This window comes from Mycobacterium sp. AT1, assembly GCF_002043095.1.
Taxonomy (GTDB): Bacteria; Actinomycetota; Actinomycetes; order Mycobacteriales; family Mycobacteriaceae; genus Mycobacterium.
In genome coordinates this window covers 63,595-79,535 of the sequence record NZ_MVOC01000023.1, presented here as the reverse complement: position 1 = coordinate 79,535, position 15,941 = coordinate 63,595, and the positions used below count along the sequence as shown (strand labels likewise).

The following is a 15,941-nucleotide window of genomic DNA, read 5'->3' as shown; positions in this document are numbered from 1 at the left end:
GGCCCAATCACCTTCAGCGGTAATAGATCTCGTCACCGGTGGGATATCCCCCACCGAACGTCGTCAAGTGCACGTGGTCGAAGTGGGCGGCTCCGTAATTCTGCGGCCCACTCGGCGTGTAGTAGACGCCGCGCCAGATTGCATCCTGTAGTCCAAACCGGGCCGCGTTCTGCAACGCGTACGCCACGATCCGGTTCCCGAGCGCAATGCCCCCGGGTGAACTCGGGTTGGGCACCATGACGTCGAGGGCCAGTCCGTTCGGATGCCACCGCAGCGCATCGGCACGGACGCCACCGATGCTGTGAATCTCGGGGAACACCACGCTCAGGCTGCGAGCCAGGAAGATCGTCTTCACCTGGAGCCCGGCCTCGGGAGCCACGCCCTTCGGCAGGATCCGGTAACCGTCGACGACCCGCCACCGCGACGCCGCGACGGGCGCCGCCGCGGTGCGGGCGGGCGACGCCGACGAGAACAACGCCATGCTGACCGGCAGCGCCGCGTGGGCGTCGGCCTCCTCCGACGCGGCGACGACCTCGAGGCAGCACGGCGAGGCCGGAGTCGGCGCGGCCGATTCCGCCGCTACCTCGACCGCAACGGGTTGGGGACTTGCGCCCGCGGTCGCGACGACGGCGAGGGAGGCCATGACGGCAGCCAGAAGCAGCGGCGGTCTACGCCGTTGCTTGACCAGCTGGTGTCTGCCCACGAGAGCACTTTACGAGGTCTCGACCCCTAAACAGTAATCTTTCCGAGATTCAATCGTGATCTGTAAATGAATTCGTTTGCCGAATGCGCCGGTGAATGCGCTGCGCAGGTATTCGTTGCGGCGTACGGTCCCGTATCGTACTGTCAACCTAGTTGATCTAACGACCGCCGGTTCGAGAGCGCCTGCCGCCGTCCGCATGTCCCCGCACGCCGAAAGGGTCACGCTTGCAAAGGCTTTCGATCGGACGACGACTAGGCCGACGGTGGATGCCACTGGTGGCCGTCGTCGTCGTGGCCATTGCGGGCTTCGCGGTGTACCGCCTGCAGGCCGTCTTCGCCTCCCAGGACGTGGTCTCGACGCCCAGCGCGGGCGCCAACGAAATCGTCCCGTTCAACCCCAAACACGTGGTCCTGGAGGTGTTCGGCCCACCCGGCACGGTCGCGACCATCACCTATCTGGACGTGAACGCCCAACCGCAGCGCGCCGACGCCGTCCCGCTGCCGTGGGCCTACGACGCGACGACCACCCAGCCGTCGGTCTTCGTCAACGTCGCCGCCCAGGGTGACAGCAGCACACTCGGCTGCCGCATCAAGATCGACGACGTGGTGAAGGACGAGAGAACGGTGAACACGCTGAACGCCTACACCTACTGCCTGGACAAATCCGGATGAGCACCCACCACGCCGAGACCACCACCAGAACCGATCGGACGGGGCACGCGATCCGTCGGTTCTCGCCGCTGATCGTGCTGTTCTGGCTGGCGCTGGCCGTCGCCACCAACGTCTTCGTGCCGCAGCTCGAGAAGGTCGCCGAAGCCCACAACGTCTCGCTGAGCCCACAGGACGCGCCGTCGCTGCAGGCCAGCAAGGAGATCGGGAAGAAGTTCCAGCAGTACGACTCCGACAGTGCGGCGATGATCGTCCTCGAGGGTGACCAGCCGCTCGGCGCCGACGCCCACCACTACTACGACGACCTGGTGCGCAAGCTGTCCCAGGACACCACCCACGTCGAACACGTCCAGGACTTCTGGGGCGATCCGCTGACGGCGGCCGGCTCCCAGAGTTCCGACGGCAAGGCGGCGCTCCTTCAGGTCAACCTCGCCGGCAACCAGGGCGAGTCGTTGTCCAACCAATCCGTCGACTCCATCCGCGACATCGTGAACCGGTCGACGCCACCGCCCGGGGTGAAGGCCTACGTCACCGGCGCCGCTCCCCTGGTCACCGATCAGTTCGAGGTCGGCAGGCAAGGCACGCTGAAGACCACCCTGATCACCCTCGGGGTGATCGCCCTCATGCTGTTCTTCATCTACCGCCGCCTCACCACGGTGTTCCTCGTCCTGTTCACCGTGATGATCGAGCTGACCGCGTCCCGCGGCGTGGTCGCCGTCCTGGCCAACGCCGGGATCATCGAGCTGTCGACGTACTCGACCAACCTGCTGACGCTGTTGGTCATCGCGGCGGGAACCGATTACGCGATCTTCATCCTCGGGCGCTACCACGAAGCGCGCCACGTCGGCGAGGACCGGGTGACGGCCTACGCGACCATGTACCGCGGGACCTCGCACATCATCCTTGGGTCTGGTCTGACCATCGCAGGCGCCGTGTTCTGCCTGACCTTCACCCGGCTGCCCTACTTCCAGAGCCTCGGCGTGCCCGCCGCAACGGGTGTCCTGGTCGCCGTGGTGGCCGCGCTGACGCTGGCGCCTGCGCTGCTGTCCATCGGACGGCACTTTGGCCTGTTCGAACCCGCCCGCCCACTGAACACCCAGGGCTGGCGACGCATCGGCACGGCCATCGTGCGCTGGCCAGGACCGATCCTGGTGGCGACCATCGCCGTCGCCCTCATCGGCCTTCTCGCCCTGCCTGCGTACAAGACCAGCTACGACGCCCGCCCCTACATCCCCGCCACCGCACCGGCCAACGTCGGCTACGCGGCGGCCGAGCGGCACTTCTCCCAGGCCCGCCTCAACCCCGAACTGCTGATGGTCGAAGCCGACCACGACCTACGCAACCCGACCGACATGATCCTGCTCGAGCGGGTCGCCAAGGCGGTCTTCCACACCGACGGAATCGCGCAGGTGCAGTCGATCACCCGACCGTTGGGGACGCCGCTGGACCACACCTCGATCCCGTTCCAGATCAGCGCGGGCAGCTCGGCCCAAATCCAGAACCTGCCCTTCCAGAAAGCCCGCGCCGACGATCTCCTCAAGCAGGTCGCCACCATCGACGACGGCGTCCGGGTGCTCCGTGAGCAGTACGCGCTGCAGCAACAGTCCGCCGAGGTCACCGACGAGCAGGCCAAGGCGTTCCAGCAGACGGTCGCCACCGCGCAAGACCTCCGCGACAAGATCGCCAACTTCGACGACTTCTTCCGGCCGCTGAGGAGCTACTTCTATTGGGAGCCACATTGTTTCGACATTCCGGTGTGCGCGGCGCTGCGGTCGATATTCGACGCGCTCGACGGCATCGACGCACTGACCGATCAGCTGGGTGACGTCGCGGGCAGCATCGCCAAGCTCGACGCGCTGCAGCCGAAACTGCTCGCGCTCTTCCCACCTCAGTTGGCCAATCAGCAGACCAACCGCGACCTGACGATGACGAACTACGCGACCAACTCGGGCATCAACGACCAGTCCGCGGCGTCGCTGCAGAACGCGACGGCCCTCGGCCAGGCCTATGACGCCTCCAAGACCGACGATTCCTTCTACCTGCCGCCGGAGGCGTTCACCAACCCCGAGTTCATTCGTGGGCTGAAGCTGTTCCTCTCCCCCGACGGCAAGGCCGCGCAGATGATCATCACCCACGAGGGTGATCCTGCGACGCCAGAAGGGATTTCGCACATCGACGGCATCAGGCACGCGGCGCAGGAAGCGGTCAAGGGCACGCCGTTGGCGGGATCCAAGCTCTACCTCGCCGGTACCGCCGCCACCTACAAGGACATTCAGGACGGCGCCAAGTACGACCTGATGATCGCGGCGATCGCGGCGATGAGTCTGATCCTGCTCATCATGATGTTCATCACCCGCTCGCTGGTGGCCGCGTTCGTCATCGTGGGTACCGTGGCGCTGTCGCTGGGCGCCTCGTTTGGGCTGTCGGTGTTGATCTGGCAGGACCTGCTCGGCATCGACCTCTACTGGATCGTGTTGGCGCTGGCCATCATTCTGCTGTTGGCGGTGGGGTCGGATTACAACCTGCTGTTGATCTCGCGGTTCAAGGAGGAGATCCACGCCGGGTTGAACACGGGCATCATCAGGGCGATGGCCGGCTCGGGCTCGGTGGTGACCGCAGCCGGGTTGGTGTTCGCCGCGACCATGGCGTCGTTCGTGTTCGCCGACTTGCGGATCCTCGGGCAAATCGGAACGACGATCGCCCTCGGTCTGCTGTTCGACACGTTGATCGTGCGGTCGTTCATGACGCCGTCCATCGCCGCGCTGCTCGGGCGTTGGTTCTGGTGGCCGCAGGTGGTCCGCCCCCGCCCCGCCAGGAATTGGCCCAAGGTCGACTCGAATCGTCAACTGCCGCTGTGGGAGGACGGCGATCCGGCGGTCAGCTCCGTTAGGCGCTGACACCCTCCGGCACGTGCCCCAGCTTCCGCTTCAACCGGGCGACCTTGCGCAGCTGAACCGCGATGTTCATCGACGTCAGCATCGGGATGCCGCCGATGAAGGTACGGAAGGACGGGTCGCCGCCGTAGAGGTGGAGCTCGTAGAGACAACCCACCACGTAGAAGAAGCCGGTGCAGAACAGGGTGGCGGGGATCGCCAGGGCGAGCGGTGACCGGGCGTCGGTGACGAGTTCGGTCGCATAGTCGAACTCCTCCTGCGACAACGGTTCGCCCTTGCGCACCTTGGCGAGGATCGCCTTGTGGGCGCCGACCCGTTCGCCAAGCGCAGCGGGCGTGCGATCCTCCAACCGCCGCACGTAGACGAAGACGCAGGCGGCGAACGACAACCCCGCCACCGCCGCGAGAACGGTCAGGACACCCCACAGCCCGAGATCCACGACGTCCTCCTCGCACCGACTAGGTAGTACCGCTAATCAGGTTACGTCAAGCAGCGGCGGGGTGCGGCGTCCATGCCACGTCGCCTCCTCGAACGCGGCCGCGATCCCCAACAGCCGGGACTCGCTGCGCGCCCGGGTGACCATCTGCACCCCCACCGGCAAACCCTGCTCGGTGAAGCCCGCCGGAACCGACATGGCCGGAACCCCCAGCGGGGTAATCAGATAGCACGCCGCCATCCAGTCCAGGTAGGTCGCCATCGCGGTGTCGCCGATCTGGTGCGGCCAGTCGATCGACGCGTCGAAGGGCGCCACCTGGACCACCGGGGCCAACAGCACTTCGTAACCGTCGAAGAACTGCTCGGCGGCCCGGTGAAGTCGAGCCAGTTCCGCCACCGCACGGGTGACCTCTCGCCCGCCGAGCTTGCCGCCCTGCCTGACATTCCAGGCGATCTCCGCCTTGAAGGAATGCGGCTGACGTTCCAGCACGTCACCCCAGGCGAGGTCGAAGTCCGCGGCACGCAGCGTTCGGAAGACGAAGTCCGCGCCGTCGAGGTCGGGGCACGCCACGTCGACCTGGGCACCCCCGGCCTCGAACACCGCCACCGCGTCCTCCAACACCGACAGGACCTCGGGCTCCACCGCGATCCGCCCGCCGAGCGTCGGCGCCCACGCCACCCGAAGGCCACGCAGGTCGACGGCGCTGACGTCGGCGAAGTGGCGCGGGTCCTCCGACAGCGACGTCGGATCCCCGGAGTGCTGGCCGGCGATCGCCGACAACATCAAGCCCACGTCACCAACGGTCCTGGCCATCGGACCCGCCACCGCCAACCGAAAGAACGGCAACCCGTCAGACGGATCGGGCACCCGGCCCGGCGTCGGCCGCAATCCGACGACGTTGCAGAAGGACGCCGGGTTGCGCAGCGAGCCGCCCATGTCACTGCCGTCGGACAATGGCTGGAACCCCGCGGCAAGCGCCGCAGCGCCGCCGCCGCTGCTTCCGCCCACCGAGCGGCTGGTGTCATACGGGTTGACGGTGGTGCCGAAGACCGGGTTGTACGTGTGCGACCCCGCGGCCATCTCCGGGACGTTGGTCTTGCCGACGATGACTACCCCGGCGGCGCGAAGCCGCCCGACGATCTCGTCGTCGGCGGTCGGCACGTTGTCGGCGAAGAGCTTGGAGCCGTACGTCGTTCGCAATCCGGCCGTGGCGTGCGTGTCCTTGATCGACATGGGCAGTCCGGCCAATGGCCCGCACGGCGACCCGGCGGCGCGCGCCGAGTCGACCGCGGCGGCAGCGTCGACCGCCCTGTCCAAGTCTTGCGACACGACGGCGTTCAGCGTCGCGTTGAACCGATCCATCTGCTCGACGTGGGCGTCGAGCAGTTCACGGGCCGAGAACTCGCGATCCTCGAGCCCACGCAGCTGCTCCCGCGCGGTGCGCATCACCAGGGAATCGGTCATCTGTCAGGCCCCGAACGTCACGGGCTGACCCGCCAACTGGTCGAAGCGGCTGCCGTGCGCAGCGTCCTTGGTGCCGTGGGCGAGGGCCTCCGCCACGGGCAGCGATGGCTCCGGGACATTGGCAGGGAGCCCGGGCGCGATCGCCGAACGGCGCCACCCAGTCGTCGACGATCCAGGCAGGCGCACTGAGACAGTATGCCGACACGGCGCCTTGTCAGACGACAGTGGCCAGATGTGAAGGCTCAGTCGTGCTCGACGTCGGCCAGCGCCGTGTCGAATCGCTTGATGGTCTCGTCGACGTCGTCGAGCGTGTGGGCCGCCGAGACGTACCAGATGCCGCGGTAGGCCACCCACACGCCTGCCGCGATCAGCTTGGTCGCGAACCGGCCGTAGCGCTCCCCGTCGAGTGCCTGCACCTGCGCGTACCGGGTGACGGCTTCGGTACCGACGTCGAAGCGGGCATGGAAGGCCATCGGCAAGCCCTGCAGCTTGATCGGCACGTCGTGGTGCGTCAACAGCTCGGTGAGACCGTCGATCAGAGCGCTGCCCACCGACTCGACGTGACGGTAGACGCTGCGATCTTCCAGTTCGTCGAGCGACGCGAGCACCGCGGCGGTCGCGATGGTGTTTCCGTTGAAGGTGCCTGCGTGCGTCAGCGCACCAGTGGCCACGTCCGCGAAGAGCTCGCCCCGTCCGACCAACGCCGCACACGGCCACCCCGCGGCCATGGCCTTGCCGTAGACCGCCAGATCCGGCGTCACACCGAACCGTTCGGCGGCCCCGCCAAGTGCCACCCGGAAGCCGGAGATGGTCTCGTCGAAGATCAGCACGATGCCGTGCCGAGTGCACAGCTCGCGGACGTGCTCCAGGTATCCCTCGGCAGGCACGATTGCTCCCGCGTTGAGCATCATCGGTTCCATCACCACCGCGGCGATCGTGTCGCCATGATCGCGCAGCGCGGCGGTGAACGCCTCGGCGTCGTTCCACTCGACGGTCAGCATCGGATCGAGCGCGTCCGGGACCTGACCGAGGCTGCCCGGCATGACCCGATCACCGTCCGAGCGGATCTGAACGTTGTCGAACCACCCGTGGTAGTGCCCGTGGAAGCGAAGGACGTTGCGCCGTCCGGTCGCGTTGCGCGCCATCCGCATGGCCGCCTGAATCATCTCGCTGCTCGAACTTCCGAACCGCAGCTGATCCGCCCACGGCAGGACACTCAAAACCCGTTCAGCGGCTTCGATCTCACGACGATGCGTCGCCGCGTAGATGATGCCGTCGTGTTGTGCCGCAACGATCTTCTCCACCACCCGCGGCGGACCGTAGCCCAAGAAGTTGGGACCCTGACCAAGCAGATAGTCGAGATACTCGGTGCCGTCGGTGTCCCACAACCGGCAGCCGCTGGCCCGTTCGACGATGAGGTGCGGGTTCAGCAGTCGGGTGTTGCTGCTGACACCGCCCGCCAGCGCACGCATGGCGCGTTCTTGGAGGTCCTGCTGAATGGTGGTGGCGCCGTTCATGAGCGATCTTCCTTCGGGCCGATGCCGGGTGGTCGGTAGACGTGTAATGCGTTGCCGTACATGATTTTTTCTCGATCAGCCGGATCGAGAGTCGCGAGTGTCTCCGTAGCGGCGGCCGTCACCTGGCCGTAGCTCGCGGCCAGTTCGCACACCGGCCAGTCGGAGCCGAAGATCAGCCGCTCGGCGCCGAACGCGGCGAGCAAGTGGTCGACGTACGGCCGCAGGTCGGCCACCGTCCACGAGTCCCACGACGCCTCGGTGACCAAACCCGAGAGCTTGCACCACACGTTCGGATTCGCTGCCAGAGCAACGATTCCGTCGGCCCATCCCTGGGACCATCCCGTGGCGATGGGAGGTTTGGCACCATGGTCGACGACGAAGCGAACGTCGGCGTGCCTGCGCACCAACACGACGGCGGCGGGCAACTCGCGAGGGGTGATCTCCAGGTCGAAGGACAGCCCGCTCGCCGCCACCAGTCGCATTCCCGCGTCGACGTCGTCGCGGAGGAGCCAGTCGGGATCGGGTTCGTCGGCCGCGCCGTGGCGCACCCCGACGAGGTGCTCACCGCCGACACCACTGCGCAGCAGGTCCAGCTGTCCCGCGACGTCCGACGACGTCAGGTCGACCCATCCGACCACCCCCACGACTTCCGCCGTGCGAGAGGCGAGTTCGAGTAAGTCGACGGTCTCGGCCAGATCCGCGCGAACCTGCACCACGATCGTCCCCGCAACGCCGTTGGCCACCAGGTGTGGCCGGAGGTCTTCGAAGTCGTAGGGCCGCCGGAGGGCCGCGAAGTCACCCGTCATCCACGGGTAGTCGCCGACCTCGGGGTCCCACAGATGATGGTGTGCGTCAATCACTCTCGACGTCGTTCCCCACGGGGGCGCTCTCGTCGAGCAACCCCTCCGACACCAGATCGCGCCACAGCTCGTCGGGGATCGGACGGTCGAACAGCTTTACGTTCTCGACGATCTCGGCCCGACTGCGGGCGCCGGTCAGGATCGCGACGACCGCGGGATGGGCCCGTGGGAACTGCAACGCCGCGGCCTTGAGGGGCACGTCGTGCCGTTGGCACACCTCGAAGAGCCGGTGCGCCCGTGCCACCATCTCGCGCGGGGCGGGGTCGTATTCGTACCGCGCCCCCGGCCCGGGGTCGGCCAGGAGACCGCTGTTGAACACGCCGCCGGCCACCACGGCGATCCCGCGTTCGGCGCACAGCGGCAGAAACGACTGCAGCGCAGTCTGTTCCAGCAGGGTGTAGCGGCCTGCCAGCAGGAACATGTCCGGATCGCTTTCGCGAGCGAAGCGTTCCAGCGCCGCCGTCTGATTCATCCCGGCGCCGATCGCGGACACCACCTTTTGGTCCCGCAACTCGATCAGAGTGGGGAACGCCGTCGCCAACGCGTCGTCGACGTAGTCGTCGGGGTCGTGCACCAGGGCGATGTCGAGGCGGTCGGTGCCGAGCCGGTCGAGGCTTTCCTCGATCGACCGCAGCACGCCGTCGCGCGAATAGTCGTACACGGTCGCGACATCCGGTGCGCCGGCGTCATAGGGGCGACCGGTGGAGTCGAAGTCGTCGGGGTGCGGATCGGCATCGGCGCGCAGCAGGCGGCCGACCTTGCTCGAGAGCACGTAGTCCTCGCGCCGGTACCCGGCCAGTCCGCGGCCAAGCCGGACCTCGCCGTTGCCACGCCCGTACTGCGGGGCGGCGTCGAAGTAGCGCACTCCGGCCTCCCACGCGGCCGCAACGGTGTCGACTGCGGCGTCGTCGCCGACCTCGGTGTACATGCCGCCGATGGCGGTCGCCCCAAAGCCGAGGGCGGTCACCATCAGCGGGGTTCTGCCGACTTGCACCATCGTGTCGTGGACGACCCGCGCCGGATCACTCACCGTCATCTATCGCACCGTTCCGTCGGGCTGCAGGTCGACGACCTCGGCAACGCCGTCGTAGACGACGGCGACGACCTCGGTCGACTCGGTTTCCTCGGGGCCGAGCAGACGGGCCCGACCCGCGGCGACGGCTTCGTCGAGCGGGCTGGGATAGCCGGTCCAGGGCTCGATGAGCACCTGGTGATAGCCGCGCCATCCGCCGTAGACCAGACAGAACCACACCACGGGAAACAGCTCGTGGTCGAAGCACAACCCGAAACCGCGGCGGTCCGCGACGTCGGTGGCGGCGACCCAGCCCGCGGTCAACCCGGTCAGATAGTGCAACGCAAAGGCTCCGACGTCGACGTCGTCGGCGCGGCGCAGGTCGTGTCCGCGCAGCATCGGCCAGTCGTACTCGTCGCCGGGGAGCCCGAGTAGCTCACCACCGGCCTCGTCGACCAGGCCCCTGGTGGCCGGGATGTCAAAGCGCATACCGGATCTCAGAGCCAGGCTCGGATGCACTCCCCAGTTGTAGTCGAACGGCATCGTGCCGATGTTGCGCAACGTGTAGCCGAGGGTGAAGCGTTGCTCATCGGCGCGCAGCGTGATGGTGCGGGTCAGCTCGGCGGGCGTGATCGGGGTGCGAACCGTGGTGGTGAGCACCACTTCATCTGCAGTGGAACGGATTTGGTAGTCCGACCGTGCCGTCCACACCTCACCCATGTAGGGCAGTAGGTCGCCGTACCGGTTGCGGCACGCCCGGCCCCCTGGGAAGGCGTCGTCCCAGCCGCCTGCCCAATGATCGTCGAAGTCCGCGTGCACCGCCGCGACGTGGGGGGCGACCCGCGGCGACTTCCACAACAGGTCGACGTCACGCTTCTTGTCGACGACCCGAAAGATGTTGGCGCCGCGTTCGGGCAACACGTCGACGGCCAGGTGTTCGTTCTGCATCCGGACGACCCGCAGGCCGTGATAGGTCCAGTCGTCGTCGATGCCGAGATGTGTCGTCCCGCGGGTCACGACTTGGCAACTTCCGGAGTCTCGCCATGGAAGCCGCCGGTCACCCGCGGCGTGCCAGCGGAGGTCGGGTCGCGATGCAGCTGCTCTTCGACCGCCTCGACTGCGACGGCCAGGTAGCCCGCGTCCGCGGTGAGTCCCTCGTCGCGGCTCAACGACTCCGCAATCCGTCGCGTCGTCTTGGGTGCGGCGAAGATGACGACGACGATCGTGATCACCCATACCGTCGCAATGACGATGTTGGCGCGTCCCGCACCCGTGGACGGCCATGGCGAGACGTTGCGGAACATGGTGTAGCCGATCACCGCGATGGCGAGCAGCGGCACCACGTAGTCGAGGGCGGCGGCCTCGTGTCCCAGCCGTGGTGCGCGGACGCAGAGGTAGTACCAGGCACCGACGGAGAACAGTGCGTACGCAACCAGGAGCACCAGCGTCCCAACCGTTCCCGACCACGCGAACAGGTCGAAGGCGGTGTCGGTGACCAACAGCCGCATCAGCACGATGATCGCCGCGGCCAGCCCGCAGACGAACAACGTCGCGCTGATCGGGGTGCCGGACTTGGCCGAGACCTTCGTGAAACCGCGATTTTCGAAGGCCCCTCGGTTGAGCGCGAACAGCAGTCGTGACGCGGCGACAGCGGTCGCCAACGCGCACCCCATCGCGGAGATCGCGGTACCCAAGGTGACCAGGTCGCCGACGACCGGGCTGACGTACTGTTCACCCAGCGTGCCGAATAGCGACGCCGACTTCGAAAATGCCTCCACCCCAGCGGCATCGGTGCCGAAGCCGAGCATCTCGACCGTGGTGCCCACGATGTAGAAGAGCCCGCCGAACAGGGCCACGCCGAAGATGGCGATCGGAATGGCCCGCCTCGGGTTGGTCGTCTCCTCACCGAGGGCGGCGGCCGCTTCGAAACCGGCGAACGACAGGAAGCCGAACACGATGCCAAGGAACAGCGTGCTGGTCGAAATGCCGGGCGGCACGCTGAACATGTCGAGGTTGAATCGCTGCCCACCGGGAGCGCTACCCCCGACCACGCGGACGACGACCACGACGGCGATCACCACGATGACAGCGGTCGTACAGATCTCCACCCACAGCAGCGTCGCCATCGACTTCTTCACCGGCGAGATGGCTAGCAGGGTGGCGATGCCCACCGAAACCAGGGCGATGATCCAGGGCACGATGGCGGGCGTGGTCTCGTAAAGCCCTAGCCCACGGAGGAATTCAGCGCCGAAGATGCCCGCCGTCATCGACGTGGTCAGCATGAAGCTCAGGTAGGCGCCTAGCAGCGACCACCCGGCCACCACACCGGCTCGCGGGCCGAGGGTCACGCCGGTCAAGCCGAACACCGAGCCCGCGTGGCTGAGTCGGCTGCAGATTCTGGCGAATCCGTAGGCCACCAGCAGCACTCCGACGGTGGCCAGGATGAACGTCAGCGGGACGGCCCTGCCCACGGTCGCACCTGCGCCCTGCGGGTTGATGTTGATGGCGAGGCTGGCGCCCATCGCGGCCACGGACAGCGAGATTGCCGCCCAGGTCGCCAGGGAGCGCCGCAACTTGGGCTGTGGGCTCGTTGGTTCTGCCGGTGAAGTCATGCTTCCCATTTCTCGTGCGGCGGCCCTCGGGCCGGAGTGCCACTGCATCTAGTAGCGGCTGGGGATGTGCTGACACCTACTCGGTGACCATCACGCCAACGCAACGTTGCGACGACACCACCGATCGGAGTGGGTCGACCGTATGACCGCGATCCGCCTGACACAATGACGAACCTGACGGACCATTGTTCGGTAGCCCCGAACTATGCTCACGGGATGGCGAGCCGGTTGGCCGCCTTGAGTTGTTCGGCGACGGCGCTGAACCCGGTGGCGATGGCCACGAGATCGGCGACCTTGGCGGTGTGCTCCGGCCACCACGCCAACGCCACCACGCACGGCGGGATGTCTCGAATGCGCCGAAAGGCCACCCCGGGCCGGGAGTAAAAGCGTTGCGCTCCAGCGGAAGTCACGCTGATGCCGACGCCGCGGGCGACGAGGTGCAGCTCGGCGTCGCGGGTGCTGGCCTCGTCGACGACCAGGGCAGGCGTCGTGCGGTACTCGCTGAGCAACCAGTAGTCCCGCCACGGACCGGGCGCCTTTGGCGCGGCGATGATGGGTTCCTTGAGCAGATCGGCGACGCACACACTGTCCTGGCTCGCCAGCGGATGCCCGTCCGGAAGGCACACCACCCGGTCCTCGCTGACCAATTCCAAGGTGGTCAGACCGGCAAGGCCGGTCGGCGGCCGGATGATCGCGGCGTGGACCGAGGAGTCACGCAAACCGGCGGTGGGGTCGGCGAAGTCGTACTCCACCGATCGCAGCAGACGCTGCGGATACTCGGCGGCGAACGTTCGCAGCAGCCACGGGATGACCTCCAGCCCGGCGCCGATCGTGTACCCCAACGTCAACGCCGAGCCGTCCCGGTCGGCCGTCCGCTGCGCGGACTTGACGGCGGAGTCGAGGTCGTCGAGGACCCGGGCGACGAGGTGCGAGAAGACCGCACCGGCGTCGGTCAGTTCCACCGACCGGGTGGTGCGGACGAACAGCTGCACCTTGAGCTGGCGTTCCAGGTCCTTGATCGTCTCGCTCAACCACGGGTTGGACACCAACAACTGCTCGGCCGCGCGCGAGAAGCTGCGGTGCTCGGCAACGGTCAGGAACGCGCGCAACTGGCGGAGACTGATGTTGGGCTGCGTCATGCGGCGAAAGACTACTCGGCCGTCCGGCCAACTGTTCGCCGTCTGCGAATAATCGTCGCCGGTGTTCGTCATTGTTCATTGCCACGCCAGTACCTAGTGTCGTTGACGCTGCGACAACCATGCAGCCCAACGGTTTTGAAAAGAGGACGTGATGGCTTCCGCATTGTGGGCGACGTCGCAGGCGAACATCTCCCTGCTGTTCGGTGACGTACCCTTCGAACGACGGCCGGCAGCCGCGGCAGCGGCCGGTTTCGAGTCGATCGAGTGCTGGTGGCCCTTCGCCGTCGCCGCCCCGTCTGCCGCCGAGGTCGACGCATTCGTGGCGACGGTCGCCGACGCCGGCGTGACCCTCCGCGGCCTGAACTTCTTCGCAGGCAACATGGCGGGCGGAGATCGCGGCATCGCGTCGAACCCGCACCGCAGGAACGAATTCGACGACAGCGTCGCCATCGCCGTCGACGTCGGCGCCCGGCTGGGCGTCACCGCGTTCAACGCGCTCTACGGCAACCGCTCACCGGAACTGAGCATCGCCGAGCAGGACGAGGCCGCCCTCGCCGCCCTCGCCGCCGCCACGGAGCACGCCGATTCGATCGGGGCGACCGTACTCGTCGAGCCGGTCAGCGGCATGGACGCCTACCCACTCAAGCTGGCCGGTGACGTGCTCGGGGTGATCCGAGGGGTGCGCGAGCGGACCCAGCGCGGCAGGATCGCGTTGTTGGCCGATCTGTACCACCTGACCGTCAACGGCGACGACGTCCGCCGCGTGGTGACCGAACACGTCGACCACATCGGACACGTCCAGATCGCGGATGCCCCCGGCCGCCACGAGCCCGGCTCAGGGGACGCCCCCATCGTCGAGTTGGTCGAGCTCCTCGATCAGGCCGGTTACACGGGAAGGCTTGGGCTGGAGTACGTCCCGACCGGTGACACGGTTGCCGGACTTGCCTGGCTGCACCGGTTGACCTCGAGTTCGAACGCAGACGTCACCTCGACCGTCGCCCAGGTGACCCGATGACCGCCCCGCGGAGTGACACGCCCACCGTCGCCTTCATCGGACTCGGCATCATGGGCTCGCCGATGGCCGCGAACCTGTGCGCCGCCGGACTGGACGTCGTCGGCTTCAGCCGCACCAGAGCCAAGGTCGACGCGCTGGTGAGCACGGGCATGCGGGCCGCCGACGACGTCGCGAGCGCCGTCCGCGACGCGGACGTCGTCATCACGATGCTCCCCGACTCCCCCGACGTCGAGTCGGTGGCGCTCGGTTCGGCGGGCATCCTCGCATCGGCCGCTCCTGGCGCGCTGTTCATCGACATGAGCACCATCCGACCCGATACCGCGCGCGCCGTCGGCGAGGCAGCCGAGAAGCGTGGACTCAGGTTCCTCGACGCCCCTGTCAGCGGTGGAGAGCAAGCCGCAGTCGACGGCACGTTGTCGATCATGGTCGGCGGACCGGCAGAGTCGGTCGCCGAAGCCACCGAGGTCCTCGTGCACGTCGGCACGACCATCGTTCACGTCGGTCCGGTGGGCGCCGGTCAAACCGTCAAGGCCGCCAACCAGCTGATCGTGGCGGGCAACATCGAACTCCTGGCGGAGGCCCTGGTGTTCCTCGAAGCGCAACAGGTCGACACCGAGAAGGCGATCTCGGTACTCGAGGCAGGCCTGGCCGGCAGTACCGTCATGGCCCGCAAGGCGCGGACGATGGTGGCCCGCCAGTTCAATCCCGGGTTCCGAATTGCCCTGCACGACAAGGACCTCGGCATCTTCACCGCAGCCGCCAGGACGTCACGGACCGCCACCCCGCTCGGCGCGGTCGTCGCCCAACTCGTGTCGACGGCCCACGCTCAGGGCGACGGCGACCTCGACCACTCCGCCCTGTTCCGGCTCGTCGAGCGACTCTCCGGCCACCCGACACCGTGACGACCGTCGTCCCCGTCCCCGACACGTTCGAGGGCAGCCTCGCCGCGGGGTTCACGGCGGTCCCGGCGACCGCAGCGGGCCCCTGGGACACCCGACGCCGCCCGGCCAGGATTGCAGTCAGGGACCAGACCGCCGTCGTCGAGCTCGCCACCGCGGTGGGGAGCACCAAGCGCGGCGACAACCCGCTGAACGCCACCACACTCGGACTCGGCCAGCTGGTGAAGCACGCCATCGACGTGGGCTGCACCGAGATCGTCCTCGTGCTCGGCGGCAGCGTCAGCACCGACGGCGGCGCAGGCATGCTACTGGCGCTCGGCGCGGTGCTGCACTCGCACCGCGGCCGCCCACTGACGTTGGGGATCAACGCAATCGGCAACGCCGCATACCTAGACCTGACCGCGATGGATCCGCGGGTGGCCGACACCACGTTCACCTTGGCGGCCGACGTCACCAATCCGCTCCTCGGCCCCAACGGCGCCGCGACGGCGTTCGGCCCGCAGAAGGGTGCCACCCACGCGCAAGTCGTCATCCTCGAGCGCCGGCTTCACCAATGGAGCGAACTGGTCAACACCGCCACCGGCACGGACATGACGCTGACTCCTGGCGCTGGCGCCGCCGGCGGAACGGGATTCGCCGCGATGGCAGTGCTCGGGGCGACCTTCCGGCACGCACCGCAGGCGGCTCCCGCCAATCCCATCGGGCTCGAAAATCCATGACTC

At 67.5% G+C, this 15,941-nt stretch carries 15 protein-coding genes; 5 read left to right on the top strand and 10 right to left on the bottom strand.

Translation table 11 applies throughout. From position 1 onward, the window contains the following. Nucleotides 1–13: 13 nt before the first annotated feature. Nucleotides 14–703 (bottom strand): hypothetical protein, encoded by a 690-nt coding sequence (locus B1790_RS11840; protein WP_079923406.1) that lies wholly within the window; start codon nt 701–703, stop codon nt 14–16. 224 nt (nt 704–927) lie between these two features. On the opposite strand from B1790_RS11840, the gene B1790_RS11835 reads away from it, so the two are divergent. After that, nucleotides 928–1,374 (top strand): MmpS family transport accessory protein, encoded by a 447-nt coding sequence (locus tag B1790_RS11835; RefSeq protein WP_198951983.1) that lies wholly within the window; start codon nt 928–930, stop codon nt 1,372–1,374. Then, nucleotides 1,371–4,268, top strand: a complete 2,898-nt coding sequence (locus B1790_RS11830) for an RND family transporter (protein WP_079923404.1) — start codon at nt 1,371–1,373, stop codon at nt 4,266–4,268. Before B1790_RS11835 ends, B1790_RS11830 begins: the two co-directional genes overlap by 4 nt. On the opposite strand, the gene B1790_RS11825 is transcribed toward B1790_RS11830, so the two are convergent. From B1790_RS11825 to B1790_RS11790, 9 genes are all read right to left on the bottom strand, one after another. Further along, nucleotides 4,258–4,704 (bottom strand): hypothetical protein, encoded by a 447-nt coding sequence (locus B1790_RS11825; protein WP_079923403.1) that lies wholly within the window; start codon nt 4,702–4,704, stop codon nt 4,258–4,260. The genes B1790_RS11830 and B1790_RS11825 overlap by 11 nt on opposite strands. Nucleotides 4,705–4,740: 36 nt before the next feature. Beyond that, nucleotides 4,741–6,165, bottom strand: a complete 1,425-nt coding sequence (locus B1790_RS11820) for an amidase (protein ID WP_079923402.1) — start codon at nt 6,163–6,165, stop codon at nt 4,741–4,743. A gap of 3 nt (nt 6,166–6,168) precedes the next feature. Continuing rightward, nucleotides 6,169–6,351 (bottom strand): hypothetical protein, encoded by a 183-nt coding sequence (locus tag B1790_RS34275; protein ID WP_142271258.1) that lies wholly within the window; start codon nt 6,349–6,351, stop codon nt 6,169–6,171. Between the two features lie 56 nt (nt 6,352–6,407). Continuing rightward, nucleotides 6,408–7,682: an aspartate aminotransferase family protein gene (locus tag B1790_RS11815; RefSeq protein WP_079923401.1), complete on the bottom strand. Its 1,275-nt coding sequence runs from the start codon at nt 7,680–7,682 to the stop codon at nt 6,408–6,410. After that, nucleotides 7,679–8,542 (bottom strand): amidohydrolase, encoded by an 864-nt coding sequence (locus B1790_RS11810; RefSeq protein ID WP_142271257.1) that lies wholly within the window; start codon nt 8,540–8,542, stop codon nt 7,679–7,681. The genes B1790_RS11815 and B1790_RS11810 overlap by 4 nt, the downstream gene beginning before the upstream one ends. Beyond that, nucleotides 8,535–9,578: an aldo/keto reductase gene (locus tag B1790_RS11805; RefSeq protein ID WP_233165070.1), complete on the bottom strand. Its 1,044-nt coding sequence runs from the start codon at nt 9,576–9,578 to the stop codon at nt 8,535–8,537. Before B1790_RS11805 ends, B1790_RS11810 begins: the two co-directional genes overlap by 8 nt. Then, a complete protein-coding gene (locus tag B1790_RS11800; RefSeq protein ID WP_079923399.1) occupies nt 9,579–10,571 on the bottom strand; it encodes a hypothetical protein in 993 nt (330 codons plus the stop codon). Continuing rightward, on the bottom strand, nt 10,568–12,166 hold the full coding sequence (locus tag B1790_RS11795) for an APC family permease (RefSeq protein WP_142271256.1): 1,599 nt from the start codon (nt 12,164–12,166) through the stop codon (nt 10,568–10,570). The genes B1790_RS11800 and B1790_RS11795 overlap by 4 nt, the downstream gene beginning before the upstream one ends. Nucleotides 12,167–12,375: 209 nt before the next feature. Then, a complete protein-coding gene (locus B1790_RS11790; protein WP_158083809.1) occupies nt 12,376–13,305 on the bottom strand; it encodes a LysR family transcriptional regulator in 930 nt (309 codons plus the stop codon). Nucleotides 13,306–13,456: 151 nt separating this feature from the next. Between B1790_RS11790 and B1790_RS11785 the strand changes: the two genes are divergently transcribed. Genes B1790_RS11785 through B1790_RS11775 form a run of 3 tightly spaced genes read left to right on the top strand, consistent with a single transcriptional unit; the run spans nt 13,457 to nt 15,938 of the window. Next, nucleotides 13,457–14,320, top strand: coding sequence for a hydroxypyruvate isomerase family protein (locus tag B1790_RS11785; protein WP_079923396.1), 864 nt, complete (start codon nt 13,457–13,459; stop codon nt 14,318–14,320). Then, nucleotides 14,317–15,222 (top strand): 2-hydroxy-3-oxopropionate reductase, encoded by a 906-nt coding sequence (locus B1790_RS11780; RefSeq protein ID WP_079923395.1) that lies wholly within the window; start codon nt 14,317–14,319, stop codon nt 15,220–15,222. Before B1790_RS11785 ends, B1790_RS11780 begins: the two co-directional genes overlap by 4 nt. After that, the gene (locus tag B1790_RS11775) at nt 15,219–15,938 is read left to right on the top strand and encodes a glycerate kinase (protein ID WP_079923394.1); all 720 of its coding nucleotides are present in this window, start codon (nt 15,219–15,221) and stop codon (nt 15,936–15,938) included. The genes B1790_RS11780 and B1790_RS11775 overlap by 4 nt, the downstream gene beginning before the upstream one ends. Nucleotides 15,939–15,941 lie beyond the last annotated feature (3 nt).

What these genes read in the sequence shown, in the direction of transcription:
- B1790_RS11830 (WP_079923404.1), top strand. Translation starts at nt 1,371, where the DNA reads ATGAGCACCCACCACGCCGAGACCACCACCAGAACCGATCGGACGGGG.
- B1790_RS11820 (WP_079923402.1), bottom strand. Translation starts at nt 6,165, where the DNA reads ATGACCGATTCCCTGGTGATGCGCACCGCGCGGGAGCAGCTGCGTGGG.
- B1790_RS11815 (WP_079923401.1), bottom strand. Translation starts at nt 7,682, where the DNA reads ATGAACGGCGCCACCACCATTCAGCAGGACCTCCAAGAACGCGCCATG.
- B1790_RS11805 (WP_233165070.1), bottom strand. Translation starts at nt 9,578, where the DNA reads ATGACGGTGAGTGATCCGGCGCGGGTCGTCCACGACACGATGGTGCAA.
- B1790_RS11795 (WP_142271256.1), bottom strand. Translation starts at nt 12,166, where the DNA reads ATGACTTCACCGGCAGAACCAACGAGCCCACAGCCCAAGTTGCGGCGC.
- B1790_RS11790 (WP_158083809.1), bottom strand. Translation starts at nt 13,305, where the DNA reads ATGACGCAGCCCAACATCAGTCTCCGCCAGTTGCGCGCGTTCCTGACC.
- B1790_RS11785 (WP_079923396.1), top strand. Translation starts at nt 13,457, where the DNA reads ATGGCTTCCGCATTGTGGGCGACGTCGCAGGCGAACATCTCCCTGCTG.
- B1790_RS11780 (WP_079923395.1), top strand. Translation starts at nt 14,317, where the DNA reads ATGACCGCCCCGCGGAGTGACACGCCCACCGTCGCCTTCATCGGACTC.